The sequence below is a fragment of the Luteibacter sp. genome (assembly GCF_036499525.1).
In the GTDB taxonomy this organism is placed as follows: Bacteria; Pseudomonadota; Gammaproteobacteria; order Xanthomonadales; family Rhodanobacteraceae; genus Luteibacter.
In genome coordinates this window covers 22,832-36,198 of the sequence record NZ_DASYDO010000032.1, presented here as the reverse complement: position 1 = coordinate 36,198, position 13,367 = coordinate 22,832, and the positions used below count along the sequence as shown (strand labels likewise).

Annotated in this window: 11 protein-coding genes; 7 read left to right on the top strand and 4 right to left on the bottom strand. The window is 66.8% G+C overall.

All coding sequences use genetic code 11. The annotated features are described in order from the left end of the window. Window positions 1–100 precede the first annotated feature (100 nt). The 5 genes from bioB to bioC are packed head-to-tail and all read left to right on the top strand — an operon-like array spanning window position 101 to window position 4,739. Entirely contained in the window at window positions 101–1,105 is a 1,005-nt protein-coding gene (gene bioB, locus VGM71_RS06775) for a biotin synthase BioB (RefSeq protein WP_331543298.1), read from the top strand. Beyond that, the gene (locus VGM71_RS06770; protein WP_331543296.1) at window positions 1,102–2,319 is read left to right on the top strand and encodes an 8-amino-7-oxononanoate synthase; all 1,218 of its coding nucleotides are present in this window, start codon (window positions 1,102–1,104) and stop codon (window positions 2,317–2,319) included. The genes bioB and VGM71_RS06770 overlap by 4 nt, the downstream gene beginning before the upstream one ends. Before the next feature lie 28 nt (window positions 2,320–2,347). Beyond that, the gene (locus tag VGM71_RS06765) at window positions 2,348–3,085 is read left to right on the top strand and encodes a sulfurtransferase (RefSeq protein ID WP_331543294.1); all 738 of its coding nucleotides are present in this window, start codon (window positions 2,348–2,350) and stop codon (window positions 3,083–3,085) included. Then, window positions 3,082–3,855 carry a pimeloyl-ACP methyl ester esterase BioH gene (bioH, locus tag VGM71_RS06760; protein WP_331543292.1) on the top strand — a complete coding sequence of 258 codons (774 nt, stop codon included), beginning with the start codon at window positions 3,082–3,084 and terminating at the stop codon, window positions 3,853–3,855. The genes VGM71_RS06765 and bioH overlap by 4 nt, the downstream gene beginning before the upstream one ends. Beyond that, window positions 3,852–4,739, top strand: a complete 888-nt coding sequence (bioC, locus tag VGM71_RS06755) for a malonyl-ACP O-methyltransferase BioC (protein ID WP_331543290.1) — start codon at window positions 3,852–3,854, stop codon at window positions 4,737–4,739. Before bioH ends, bioC begins: the two co-directional genes overlap by 4 nt. A gap of 4 nt (window positions 4,740–4,743) precedes the next feature. Here the strand turns inward: bioC and VGM71_RS06750 are convergent, their stop codons facing one another. The 4 genes from VGM71_RS06750 to VGM71_RS06735 form a co-directional block, all read right to left on the bottom strand. Next, a complete protein-coding gene (locus tag VGM71_RS06750) occupies window positions 4,744–5,607 on the bottom strand; it encodes a DUF72 domain-containing protein (RefSeq protein ID WP_331543288.1) in 864 nt (287 codons plus the stop codon). A gap of 46 nt (window positions 5,608–5,653) precedes the next feature. Then, window positions 5,654–6,202: a DNA-3-methyladenine glycosylase I gene (locus tag VGM71_RS06745; RefSeq protein ID WP_331543360.1), complete on the bottom strand. Its 549-nt coding sequence runs from the start codon at window positions 6,200–6,202 to the stop codon at window positions 5,654–5,656. A 156-nt stretch (window positions 6,203–6,358) separates the two neighbouring features. Beyond that, complete coding sequence (locus VGM71_RS06740; RefSeq protein WP_331543286.1) at window positions 6,359–7,306, bottom strand: threonine ammonia-lyase; 948 nt, start codon at window positions 7,304–7,306, stop codon at window positions 6,359–6,361. Beyond that, complete coding sequence (locus VGM71_RS06735; protein WP_331543284.1) at window positions 7,303–8,307, bottom strand: aldose epimerase; 1,005 nt, start codon at window positions 8,305–8,307, stop codon at window positions 7,303–7,305. The genes VGM71_RS06740 and VGM71_RS06735 overlap by 4 nt, the downstream gene beginning before the upstream one ends. 71 nt (window positions 8,308–8,378) lie before the next feature. On the opposite strand from VGM71_RS06735, the gene pepN reads away from it, so the two are divergent. After that, window positions 8,379–11,027: an aminopeptidase N gene (gene pepN, locus VGM71_RS06730; RefSeq protein ID WP_331543282.1), complete on the top strand. Its 2,649-nt coding sequence runs from the start codon at window positions 8,379–8,381 to the stop codon at window positions 11,025–11,027. A gap of 449 nt (window positions 11,028–11,476) precedes the next feature. After that, window positions 11,477–13,351 (top strand): tRNA uridine-5-carboxymethylaminomethyl(34) synthesis enzyme MnmG, encoded by a 1,875-nt coding sequence (gene mnmG / locus VGM71_RS06725; protein WP_331543280.1) that lies wholly within the window; start codon window positions 11,477–11,479, stop codon window positions 13,349–13,351. Window positions 13,352–13,367: the final 16 nt, after the last annotated feature.

Genomic DNA, 13,367 nt, shown 5'->3' with positions numbered 1-13,367 from the left:
CAGCCCGCGGCGAAGCAATGTAAACCTCAAATAGGTCGTTAAGGTTGACAGTGGGCCGGGAGGTTTCCACACTTTGGGCCTTCGCCCCCGGAAAACCACCATGACCGCAGCCCTTCGCCACGACTGGTCCCGCGAGGAAGTCGAGCGTCTTTTCGCCTTGCCATTCAACGACCTGCTTTTCCAGGCCCAGACCGTCCACCGGCAGTACCATGACGCCAACGCGGTGCAGGTTTCGACCCTGCTCTCGATCAAGACCGGCGGGTGCCCCGAGGATTGCGCCTACTGCCCGCAGGCGGCGCGCTACGCCACCGGCGTGAAAGCCGAAAAGCTGATGAGCGTGGACGCCGTGCTGGCCAGGGCGCAAGCCGCCAAGGACGCCGGGGCCAGCCGGTTCTGCATGGGTGCCGCCTGGCGTTCGCCGAAGGATCGCGACGTGGTCAAGGTGGCCGAGATCGTCAGCGCGGTGAAATCGCTGGGCCTGCAGACCTGCGCCACGCTGGGCATGCTCAGCCAGCCGCAGGCCGACACGCTGAAGGCGGCCGGTCTCGACTTCTATAACCACAATCTGGACACCTCACCCGACTTCTACGGCGAGATCATCCATACGCGTGAATACCAGGATCGTCTGGACACGCTCGCACACGTGCGCGAGGCGGGCCTGAAAACCTGCTGCGGCGGCATTGTCGGCATGGGCGAATCGCGCGCCCAACGCGCCGGCCTGCTCGCCACCCTCGCCAACCTGCCGGAACATCCGGAGTCGGTGCCGATCAATCGCCTGGTGCAGGTGGCCGGCACGCCGCTGGCTGGCACGGAGGCACTGGATCCGTTCGAATTCGTGCGCAGCATCGCCGTCGCGCGCATCCTCATGCCCGCCTCGGTCGTGCGCCTCTCGGCGGGACGCGAAACGATGGACGACGCGCTGCAGGCGCTGTGCTTCGCCGCCGGCGCCAACTCGATCTTCTATGGCGAAAAACTGCTCACCACCGGCAATCCCGACGTGGAACACGACCGTCGCCTGTTCGAACGCCTCGGCCTGAAGCCGATGGAAGTCGAGATCGAACCGGGCACCGTGCACGCCGACATCGTGGAGTCCGCCGAGGCGTGAACCGGCCCGATCTCCTCGCCCGCCTGGAAAGCGCGCGCGCCGCGCGGGAACAGGCGGGACTGCTGCGCCGGGCACAGACCTGCGACGCCCTTGGCGGTCGCCGGTTCGTTCGCGGCCGCGCGCTGACCGACTTTTGCGGGAATGATTACCTCGGCCTCGCGAGCCATCGCGATCTGGTGGCCGCGTTGTCACGGACGGCCGCGGCGGAAGGCGTGGGCACGGGCGCCGCGCACCTAGTGTCCGGGCACCGCAGCGAGCACGCGGCGCTCGAGGAGGAGCTTGCCGACTGGACCGGCCGCGAACGTGCCCTGTTGTTTTCCACAGGCGTGATGGCAAACCTCGGCGCCCTGCAAGCCCTGCTCGGCGCGGACACCATGCCCATATGGGGGCGCGGTTCGTCGCTCTGCGTGCAGGACCGGCTTAACCACGCCAGCCTGATCGACGGTGCGCAACTCGCCGGCGCCGAGTTGCGCCGCTATCCGCATGGCGATGCCGGGGGCGCGGCACGCCAGCTCGACGCGCGGACGGGACTTCCCGCCCTGGTCGCCACCGACGGCGTGTTCAGCATGGACGGCGACGTGGCGCCGCTGCCGGCACTGGCCGATGTCTGCCGCACCCGCGGTGCCCTGCTCTACGTCGACGATGCCCACGGGTTGGGAGTTCTCGGGCCCCAGGGCGCCGGCTCGGTAAGCGCCGCGGGCCTCGGTACGGCCGACGTTCCTGTACTCATGGGCACGCTCGGCAAGGCACTGGGTTGTGCCGGTGCCTTCGTCGCGGGCGATGCCGCGGTGATCGAGGCCATTGCCCAGTTCGCCCGCACCTACGTCTATACGACGGCGATGCCCGCGGCGCTGGCCGCCGCCACGCGCGCAGCTGTCCGCCTGGTCCGATTCGACCGCGACGGACGCCGTGATCGTCTTGCGGCGAATATCGCCCGCTTCCGTGCCGGCGCCGCCCAGCTGGGCCTTCCGCTCATGGCCTCCGCGACCGCGATCCAGCCCCTGGCCATGGGCACACCCGCCGCCGCAACCGCCGCGGCCTCGGCGCTGGAGGCGGCCGGCTTCCTGGTGGTGGCGATCCGCCCGCCCACGGTACCGCGCGACGGCTCACGCCTGCGCATCACGCTGTCCGCATTGCACACGCCGGACCGGATCGACGCCCTTCTGAATGCCCTGGCGTACCTTCCCCGTCCCGTGGAAAGCGCGGCCGTATAATGCCAGGTCGCACTTCCCGGGCCCGCCCATGACGATCCTCAACGTTTCCGCCTACAAGTTCGTCGGTCTCGACGACCTCGAAAGCCTGCGGGCGCGGGTCGTCGAGCGCTGCGAGGCGCTCGCGCTGAAGGGAACGATCCTGCTTGCGCCGGAGGGCATCAACCTGTTCCTCGCCGCGCCGCGCGAAACGGTCGAGGCCTTCCTCGACTGGCTGCGCGATGATCCGCGCTTCGCGGATATCGCGCCGAAAGAAAGCGCGTCCGACGACGTGCCGTTCGCCCGCATGCGTGTGCGCCTGAAGAAGGAAATCATCACCATGCGGGCGCCGGCGATCAAACCTGTTGAAGGCAGGGCGCCGCATGTGCGGCCGGTCGATCTGCGCCGCTGGCTCGACCAGGGCCATGACGACGCCGGACGGCCGGTGCTGCTGCTGGACACCCGCAACGATTACGAGGTGGCCGCCGGCACGTTCGAGGACGCCGTCGGATACGGACTGTCCAGCTTCACCGATTTCCCCGCCGCCGTCGCCGCCGATCGCGAGCGCTTCGAAGGCAAGACGGTGGTCTCGTTCTGCACGGGCGGCATCCGCTGTGAGAAGGCGGCCATCCACATGCGCGACATCGGCATCGAGAACGTGTTCCAGCTTGAGGGCGGCATCCTCACGTATTTCGAAGAAGTGGGCGGCTCCCACTGGCGCGGCGATTGCTTTGTTTTCGACGGCCGCGGCGCGCTCGATCCTGCGTTGGCCCCGAGCGACGCGACGTGAGCGGCCTGCACATCGAAACCCATGGCAGTGGCGCGATACCGCTGGTGATGATCCATGGCTGGGCCATGCATGGCGGCATCCTGGCGCCGCTGGCCGAAGCACTGGCAGACCGCTGCACGATGTACGTGGTGGACCTGCCAGGCCATGGGTATTCCTGCCACTCCGACATCCCGCTCGAGCCGCTGGCCTGCGCCCGCGCGATTGCCGCGGCTACGCCACCGGCCGTGTGGCTCGGCTGGTCGATGGGTGGCCTCGTGGCATTGACCGCCGCGCTGGAACTGCCCGGAGCCGTACGCGCGGTGGCGCCGATGTGCTCCACCCCACGCTTCGTGCGTAGCGACGACTGGCCGTACGGCAATGACGCCGCGATGGTTCGCCAGCTCGCCACCGACCTGGAAGCCGACTACAAGGCCACCGTGGAGCGTTTCATCGCCCTCGAAGCCATGGGCAGCGCCGATCCGCGCGCCGAGGCACGGCGACTGAAGGACGAAGCGTTTTCGCGTGGCGAGCCCGATCCGCGCGTACTCATGGAAGGCATCCGCCTGCTCGAGACCACCGACCTGCGCCCCCGCCTTCCCGGGATCCGTCAGCCCACCCTCTGGATCGCAGGGCGACGCGACCGCATCGTGCACCCGGAGGCGATGCGCTGGTCCGCTGACGCGGCCGGCGGCCGCTTCGAGGAAATCGCGCACGCGGGACACGCCCCCTTCATCGGACACGCCGCCGTCGTGGCGGATGTCCTGACCCGGTTCATCGACGCACACCCATGAGCGAATTCCATTTCGACCGACGCCAGGTCCGCCGCAACTTCGGTCGCGCCGCGGGCACCTACGAAAAACACGACGCGCTCCAGCGCGAGGTGCAGTCGACCCTCGTCGATCGCCTGGGTATCTACGAGCAGGTGCCTGAGGTGCTGCTGGACGTCGGCGCCGGTACGGGTCGCGGCAGCGCGGCGCTGAAGAAACGCTACCCGAAGGCCCAGGTGATCGCCGTCGACCTCGCGCTGCCGATGCTCAGGCAGGCGAAACAGCACGCAGGCTGGCTGAAGCCGTTCGGCCGCGTCGTCGCGGATGCCTATACGCTGCCCGTGCCCGACCATAGCGTGGACATACTGTTCTCCAACCTCTGTTTCCAGTGGTGCGAGGACCTGTCCCGCCTGTTCGCCGAATGCGCGCGCGTGCTGAAACCAGGGGGCCTCCTTACCTTCTCCACCCTCGGCCCCGACACGCTGACGGAACTGCGCGCCGCCTGGGCGGAGGCGGACCAACAGGCGCATGTGGCTCGCTTCCTCGACATGCACGACGTGGGCGACGCGATGCTCGCCCAGGGCTTGCGCGATCCGGTGCTGTTCGCCGAGCGCTACACGCTCACCTATCCGACACCCCGTGCCTTGCTCGACGAACTGAAGGGCCTCGGCGCGAACAACGCAGACGCAGACCGACCGCGCGGACTCACGGGCAAGCAGCATTACCGTCGTATGCTCGATGCCTACGAGGCGATGCGCAGCGACGGCGTGATTCCGTCGACGTGGGAAGTGGTCACCGCCCACGCCTGGGGCCCGCCCGCAGGCCAGTCGCGCCGCGAAGGCAGCGGCGAGATCGCGAGCTTCCCGATCGAGAACCTGCGCGGATCGCGGCGCAAGACGCCCTTCTAAGGCCTCACACTCTTGCGGTGAGCGAATGGGCGTCGCGAGGCGCCTTCACCTTCATATCGTTGTCGAAATAGACGTAGATGTCGCGGGAGGCACGCGTCGGCGGCGCGCTGCTGGCGATGCGCGGATCCTTCGCCGGCTGCGCGCCACGCCGCCAGGCGCGGATGCGTCGGGCCCAGTCATCCAATGCCTCGTCACCGTAGCCGCTGGCATAGAGCTTCTTGTCGCCATGCAGGCGGACGTAGACAAAGGATGCCGTGACGTCGAAGTAACGCGGGAACTTGCCCGCCGTATCGGCCACGACGAACGCAACGCCATACTTCCGCAGCAAGGCGACGAACGCGGGATCGACGAAGCTGTCGTGGCGGATTTCCACCGCATGGCGAAGACGATGATTGCGCCCGACCTCCGGGTACGCCTCATGCTTCAGATGCGCATCGTAGCCACGTCCCATCCTGGCCGTGTCGGCGGTCGTTCGCGGCAACATGGCGAGGAAGTTTTCGAACAATTCCGGGTCGAAGCGGAACGATGGCGGGAACTGCCACAGGATCGGCCCCAGCTTCTCCCGCAGCGCCAGCACGCCCGAAGCGAAGAAGTTCGCCAATGGCTTTTCGATGCGACGCAGGCGAAGGTTGTGAGTGATGAAGCGCGGCCCCTTCACGGCGAAGACGAAGCCTCGCGGCGTATCCTCGTACCAGGAAAGGTAACTCTCCGGTCGCTGGAGCGAGTAAAACGAACCGTTGATTTCGATCGTCGGGAATTCCCGCGACGCGAACGCCAGCTCATCCCGCTGGACCAGATCCTTGGGGTAGAAGACACCGCGCCACGGAGCATAGCGCCAGCCTGAAATACCGATCCTCGTCTTAGCCATGTGCGCATCGCAACCCGAAGCCGGTGCAGTCGCGGTGAACGCGGCGTCAGCGCCGGCGAAAACATTCCACGGCATGGTCATCGACCATGCCCACCGACTGCATCGTCGCGTAGCAGATGGCGCTGCCGGCGAAGCGGAACCCCCGTTTGCGCAGGGTGGCGCTCATGCGGCCGGCCGCTTCGTCGGAGACGGGCATGGGATCCCGGTCGCCCCGTGTGTTCACCTTGGGAGCGCCGTCGGCGAAGGACCAGAGGAACGCGGAAAATGAACCTTCGTCCTCGACGATGCGCAGCGCGATGCGCGCATTCGAGCGTATGGCTTCAAGTTTGAGACGATTGCGGATGACACCGCGATCGGCGAGCACCGCAGCTAGTTCCGTGTCGCTCATGATGGCGACGCGGGCGATATCGAAACCATGGAATGCGCGACGAAACGCTTCGCGCTTGGTCAGCACGATGCGCCAGGCCAGACCGGCCTGGACACCGCGCAGTGCCAGCGCCTCGAAGAGAAGCCGGTCGTTGTGGACGGGTATGCCCCATTCGGCATCGTGATAGACGCGTTCAACGTCGCTCTGCTCGGCCCATGCGCAGCGCATAGCCACCTCGCAAACTTACAAGAAGGAGCAAGGAGGTTATTGCGGGGCCGTTTCCAAGGATGTCCGTTCGCGACGTGAGCTTATGTGCGCATATGCGAGACGCGCACATCGTAACGCGCCGTCATCCGCGTTGGGCACCACCCACATACGCGCCTGTTACCAGGGCAATGCATCCAAGTCGACATTGCCGCCGGTGAGGACAGCCCCGATGCGGCGGCCTGCAAACGCCTGCGGGTAACGTCGTGCCGCGGCCAATACGGTCGCGCTCGACACCTCCACGACGATGCGCAGTTCGCTCCACAGGAGCTTCATCGCTTCGATCGCTTCCGCGTCGCTCACCCGCAGCACGGTGACGCCGTGGTCGCGCAGCGCGTGGAAGTTCGGCTCGCCGACCAGGGTGCGCAGCCCGTCGCAGACCGTGTCGGCGACGAACGGTCCGACACGCACTCCGGATTCCAGCGAGCGCGCCGCGTCGTCGGCGCCTTCCGGCTCCGCGCCGAAGAGGACGATGGCCGGGTCGATGCCATGAGCAGCGATCGAACATCCCGAAGCGAGACCACCGCCCCCGACGGGAAAGAGCAGGGTGTCCAGCCCCGGCACCTGCCGGAACAGTTCCGGCACCAGGGTTCCCTGCCCGGCCATGACGCGGGTATCGGCGTAGGGATGGACCAGCGTAGCCCCCGTGCTGGCCTGAACCTCGGCTGCCGCCGCTTCGCGCGCGGCGGTCGTCGGCGCGCACCGGTGCACGGTGGCGCCGGCGGCGACGATCGCATCCACCTTCGCCTTCACTGCGCCCTCCGGCACGACCACGTGCGCGGGAATGCCGCGCGTCCGCGCCGCCATCGCAAGCGCGTTGCCGTGGTTGCCGGAGGAATGCGTCACGACGCCTCTTGCCGCGTCCTCGTCGGTGAGCGACCACACGGCATTGCTCGCGCCGCGGAACTTGAACGCGCCACCGCGCTGGAGGTTCTCGCACTTGAACACGATGGGCGTACCGACGAGTGCGTCGATACGATCGCTGCGCAGCACGGGCGTGACCAGCGCATACGGTGCGATCCGCGCGGCGGCGTCGCGAATCCCGGCGAAACTGGGCAAGCCGCTCATTGGTCGAACTCCACGCCGCAGGCGAAACGACGTTCTTCTCCAGGCCCCAACGTGATCTGCGGCGTGCAATCGTCGCGATTGAAGGCATCGGGCATGCATTCCATCGGTTCCAGCGCCACGGATTTTCGCGCATCGCGTTCAGCGGTGTCGGAGGTGAAGACGAGCATCACTCCTTTCTCCTGCCAGACGGCGATACCTGCGCCGCTCTTCGGATCGCGCAGGCGCGTGCGCGCCCGGCCATCCGGGTCGAGCTGGAGATCGGCATAGGTATGGTTCAGTGGCGCGTCCCCGATGGCGCGCGATTTGCGGAAATCCAGCCAGCGATCGGCCTTGTCCAGCGCCTGCCATGCACGCGTTCCCGGGACCGGAATGAAATCCGTCCCCGTGACGATCACCGTATCGGCGGGCACATGCAGTTCCCAGCCTTCGATCGGGTTGTCCGACAGACGGAAATACGGGTGCCAACCGAAGAAAGTCGGCGCGGCATGGTTGCCGACATTGCGGGTCTTCGCCTCTACGGCCAGGCCCTTGTCGTCGAGCGTGAAAGTGACCGAGACATCGAGCGCGAAGGGATAGCCCGGGTTCGCGTCGGAGCGGATCGCCTTGGTGAACAGCGTGACGGAGGCGTGGTCGTCGTCGGCATGTTCCCGCTGGACATCGAACACTTCGCCGCGAAGGAAGCCGTGACGCACGGCTCGATCGGTACCGACGGCACCTGGCTGCAAATCGTAGGTTTTTCCTTCAAATATATACCGCGCATCGTTCACCCGGTTTGCGAACGGCGTCATGATCGCGAAGCGCGATCCCTTATGGCCTGCCAGTTCCTTCTCGTCGCGGAAACCATCGGCGATATCACGCCGGCCTTCGGGCGGACAGGTGACGATCGACAGCACGGTGGCGCCGCGGCGGGCGATGCGGACTTCGCGGTCCGCGTCCGCGTCGACCAGTACCACCAGTTCCTGGGCGCCCAGGAGCGAGCGCGTGACGGTGAAACGAGACATGGATGCCTTCCTTTTGACGGATTCGGACGCATGTTAGCCTGCCTGTCAGGCCAAACAACGTTGTGTCCGCCATGAGCGACCGTTCCGACGCCCCTACTTCCGTCATCCGCCTCGCCGACTACCGCCCGCCGGCGTGGGCCGTGGAACACGTGGACCTGGTGTTCGATCTGGGCATCGACCGGACCGAGGTGGCGGCCACGCTGGAGTTGGTCCGCCATGCCGACGAACCCATACGGCTGGACGGCGAGGGCCTGGAACTGCTCGAACTATCCGTGGACGGCCGGCGCCTGGGCGAGGGTGAGTACATCCTGGCCAACGGGCTCCTGGAGGTCGCCGTCGACGCGAACCGCTGCACCCTCGCCACGCGCGTGGCCATCCGTCCGGCGGAGAACACCGCACTGGAAGGCCTCTACCTCTCCGGTAGCCGCGAGACAGGGTTCCTGCTGACCCAGTGCGAGGCGGAGGGTTTCCGCCATATCACCTACTTCCCGGATCGCCCGGACGTACTTTCCCGGTACACGGTCACGCTTCGCGCCGACCGGCAGCGCTTTCCCGTGCTGCTGGCGGGAGGCAACCCCGATGGCGCGGGCGAGCTGGACGGGGGGCGGCACTGGGCGCGCTTCGCCGACCCTCACCCGAAACCCAGCTACCTCTTCGCCGTGGTGGCCGGGCGGCTGGAGCGGATCAGTCACGACTACACCACTGCCGACGGCCGCGCCGTGGGACTGCATATCTGGGCCGAGGCCGACGTGATCGACCGCTGCGGCTATGCGATGGATTCCCTGATCCGTTCGATGCAATGGGACGAGCGCACCTACGGAAGAAATTACGACCTCGACGTGTTCCATGTCGTCGCCACCCACGATTTCAACATGGGTGCGATGGAGAACAAAGGTCTGAACATCTTCAACGCGAAGTACTTGCTGGCGGATCCCGATTCGAGCACCGACGACGAATACCGCCACGTGGAAGCGGTGGTGGCCCATGAGTACTTCCACAACTGGAGCGGCAACCGCGTCACCTGCCGCGACTGGTTCCAGCTCAGCCTGAAGGAAGGCCTCACCGTGTTCCGCGAGCAAAGCTTTTCCGCGGACATGAATTCCGCACCGCTGAAGCGCATCGAGGATGTCGCGCTGCTCCGCCGCGCGCAGTTCCCCGAGGACGCCGGCCCCCTGTCCCATCCGGTGCGGCCGTCGCAGTACAGCGAGATCAACAACTTCTACACCGCCACCGTCTACGAGAAGGGCTCGGAACTGGTCCGCATGCTGGCCGGCCACCTCGGCCACGACGGCTTCCGCAAGGGCATGAACCTGTATTTCGAGCGGCACGATGGACAGGCCGCCACCATCGAGGATTTCCTGAAGGCATTGGGCGACGCGACCGGTGCGGACCTTTCGCCGTACCTCGCGTGGTATGGGCAGGCCGGCACGCCGCGCCTCACCGCGGAGGGTCGCTTCGACGCCGCGCAGCACCGATACCGGCTCACGCTGCGCCAGCGCACGCCCGTCACCGCGGGGCAACCGGCCAAGCAGGCGTTGCCCATTCCCGTGCGCCTGTCGCTGTTCGACCACTCGGGTACCGCGCTCCCGCTGCGCCTTGAAGGCGAAGCCAGTCCGGGGGCAAGCGAACGCACCGTCGTACTCGAGGGTGCCGAGCATAGCTTCGTGTTCGAAGACATGGATGCCGCGCCGGTGCCCTCCCTGCTCCGCGGATTCTCCGCGCCGGTGATCCTGGAATGCGACTACCTGCCGGGTGAACTGGCGATCCTGCTGCGGCACGATCCGGATGGCTTCAACCGCTGGGAAGCGGGCCAGCAGCTCGCCGGGCTTGCGTATGACGATTGCCGCGACGGCAACATGGACGGCTCGGCCCTGCACGCGTGGACGCGCGCATTGGCGGACCTGTTCGTGGATAGCAGCCTGGACGATGCGCTCCTGGCCGAATTGCTGACACCCCCTGGCGAAATAGAATTGGTGGAACGCCAGGCGGAACGGGATCCCGAACGCATCCGCAGCGCCCGGCAGGCGATGCTGCATGCCCTGGCCCGGCGCATCGGCACAGAGCCGCTGCGCGAGCGCTACGAGCAACTACGGGCAGCGGCCAGCGCCGCGCTGGATGCCTCGAGCCAGGCGCGTCGCCAGCTCAAACGCCGCATCCTCGACCTGCTGGCCCTGGTGGACACGAAGGGTGCGGCGGAGCGCGCCCGCGCCCAGTACGAGCAGGCGCCGGGCATGACCGATCGGCTCGCCGCCCTCACCACGCTCGCCACATACGTCCCGTCATCCGCCGAGGAGCCGTTCGCCCATTTCCGCCTAGGCTACGACGGCAACGCCCTGGCCCTCGACAAGTGGTTCGCCGTGCAGGCGCTGATACCGGGAACCGAAACCCTGGCGCGCGTGCAGGCGCTGGAGAACGATCCGGCCTTCACCCTGAAGAACCCGAATCGCGTGCAGTCGCTCCTGGGCAGCTTCGCGCGGGCGAATCCGACCGGTTTCCATCGCGTGGACGGCGCCGCCTATCGCTGGCTGGCGGATCGGCTGGTGGCGATCGACGCACTGAATCCGCAGGTAGCCGCCCGGATCGCGACAGCCTTCAACGGCTGGAAGCGCCTGGAACCGGTGCGCCGCGAAGCGGCCCATGGGGTGGTCGCAGGACTGGCCGCCCGAACCGATCTTTCGCGCGACCTGACGGACATCCTGGCCCGCGTCGCACTGGGCTAGGGATGGCAGGCACCATCTTTGAGAAATAACTGACGCACTGCGTCACCAATTGCCGAAACAGAGTACCTTTTTGACGTAAAAGTCACATTCGGTTCATTCGAAAAGTGTACTGTTGGCCTCAACGAAGAAAGCCGCGGCCAAGGCCGCGGCTCTTCGTGCCAGTCACTCGGTTTCTGGCGCCCGGCAGCACGGTCATCCTGGATTCCCCCTGTTCCTGAGACCGCCGGGCGCCAGATCTCATTCTTCGAACCGAATGGGGCATCCGTGCCCTCATCCCGCTTCCTACTTCCGGCACTCGGCCAAACCCCTGTGTTCGGCCTCTGCGCGCGGATGATCGCGCTGCGTCTGCCCGGAAGAAGTGCATGAAAGGGCAAGCACGAGCCATGCCACCCACGGATTGCGCAAGGGCGTAAAATCGCCCATCCCGGCATCCGAAGCCTCCCCATCCCATGCTGCATAACGAAACCTACGACGTGATCGTGGTCGGTGGCGGACACGCCGGCACCGAAGCCGCCCTCGCCTCGGCCCGCGCCGGCGCGCGCACGCTGCTGCTCAGCCACAACATCGAAACGATCGGCCAGATGAGCTGCAATCCAGCCATCGGCGGCATCGGCAAGGGCCACCTGGTCAAGGAGATCGATGCGCTGGGCGGCGCGATGGGCATGGCGGCGGATCGCGCCGGCATTCAGTGGCGCACGCTCAATGCCTCGAAGGGCCCTGCCGTGCGCGCCACTCGCTGCCAGGCAGACCGCGCGCTGTACAAGGCCGCCATCCGTTCGATCGTGGAGACACAGCCGAACCTGATGCTGTTCCAGCAGGCGGTGGACGATCTTATCCTCGTCGACGGCCGCGTCGCTGGCGTGCGCACCCAAATGGGACTGGATTTCCAGGCACCGACGGTGGTGCTCACCGCGGGTACCTTCCTCGCCGGAAAGATCCACATCGGCCACGCGCAGTATGCGGGTGGCCGAGCAGGCGATCCGCCCGCCTCGACGCTCGCCGCGAAGCTGCGCGAACTGCCCGTCGCGGCCGACCGCCTGAAGACGGGCACGCCGCCGCGCATCGACAGCCGCAGCATCGATTTCTCGGTGCTGGCCGAGCAGCCCGGCGACGATCCGATGCCGCACTTCTCCTTCATGGGCTCGGCCGCCGATCATCCGCGCCAGGTCAGCTGCTGGATCACGCACACCACCGAGGCCACGCACGATCTCATCCGCGGTTCGCTGGATCGCTCGCCGTTGTACAGCGGCCAGATCGAAGGCGTCGGTCCCCGCTACTGCCCGTCGATCGAAGACAAGGTGGTCCGCTTCGCCGACAAGACCTCGCACCAGATCTTCGTGGAGCCCGAAGGCCTCGATACGTTCGAGATCTATCCGAACGGGATCTCCACCTCGCTGCCGTTCGACGTGCAATATGCGCTGGTCCGTTCGATTCCCGGTTTCGAGCGCGCGCACATCACGCGCCCCGGCTACGCCATCGAGTACGACTACTTCGATCCGCGCGGACTGCATCCCTGGCTGGAAACCAAGGGTATTCCGGGTCTTTATTTCGCCGGACAGATCAACGGCACCACCGGTTACGAGGAAGCGGGCGCCCAGGGCCTCGTTGCCGGCATGAATGCCGCGCTGGCCGTGCGCGGCGACGCGCCGTGGTATCCGCGGCGCGACGAAGCTTACATCGGCGTGCTCATCGACGACCTGACGACGAACGGTACGATCGAGCCCTATCGCATGTTCACCTCACGCGCCGAATACCGCTTGCACCTGCGCGAGGACAACGCCGACCTGCGCCTCACGTCTCACGGTCATGCCCGGGGCGTGGTCTCTGACGAACGTTTCCGCCGACTTGAGGCGAAGCGCGAGGCCGCCGAACGAGAAGGTGCCCGCCTGCGAGGACTCTGGGCCGCGCCAGGCAACGCGCTGGGCGCGGCGATCGAACGCGCGCTCGGCATCGCCGTGAGCCGCGAGACACATGCCCTCGACCTGCTGCGGCGCCCGGAGATGGATTACGCCTTGCTCACCACCGTGCCGGAACTTGGGCCGCCGGTCGACGATGCAGAAGTGGCCACCCAGGTGGAGGTACAGGCGAAGTATTCCGGTTACCTGGAGCGCCAGCGCGAGGAGATCGAGCGCCAGCGCCGGCATGAGTCCACCGCCATCCCCGAGGGGTTCGACTACGACCGCGTCCGCGGCCTGTCGGCGGAAGTGCTGCTGAAGCTGAAGCGCTCGCTGCCTGCCACCGTAGGCCAGGCTTCGCGCATCAGCGGCGTCACCCCGGCCGCCATCTCCCTGCTGCTGGTTCACCTGAAACGCCGCGCAGCCTGAGTCCATCTGGCATCAT

Coding starts and splice junctions, on each gene's coding strand:
- bioB (WP_331543298.1), top strand. CDS start 101: ATGACCGCAGCCCTTCGCCACGACTGGTCCCGCGAGGAAGTCGAGCGT.
- VGM71_RS06765 (WP_331543294.1), top strand. CDS start 2,348: ATGACGATCCTCAACGTTTCCGCCTACAAGTTCGTCGGTCTCGACGAC.
- bioC (WP_331543290.1), top strand. CDS start 3,852: ATGAGCGAATTCCATTTCGACCGACGCCAGGTCCGCCGCAACTTCGGT.
- VGM71_RS06750 (WP_331543288.1), bottom strand. CDS start 5,607: ATGGCTAAGACGAGGATCGGTATTTCAGGCTGGCGCTATGCTCCGTGG.
- VGM71_RS06745 (WP_331543360.1), bottom strand. CDS start 6,202: ATGCGCTGCGCATGGGCCGAGCAGAGCGACGTTGAACGCGTCTATCAC.
- VGM71_RS06740 (WP_331543286.1), bottom strand. CDS start 7,306: ATGAGCGGCTTGCCCAGTTTCGCCGGGATTCGCGACGCCGCCGCGCGG.
- VGM71_RS06735 (WP_331543284.1), bottom strand. CDS start 8,307: ATGTCTCGTTTCACCGTCACGCGCTCGCTCCTGGGCGCCCAGGAACTG.
- pepN (WP_331543282.1), top strand. CDS start 8,379: ATGAGCGACCGTTCCGACGCCCCTACTTCCGTCATCCGCCTCGCCGAC.
- mnmG (WP_331543280.1), top strand. CDS start 11,477: ATGCTGCATAACGAAACCTACGACGTGATCGTGGTCGGTGGCGGACAC.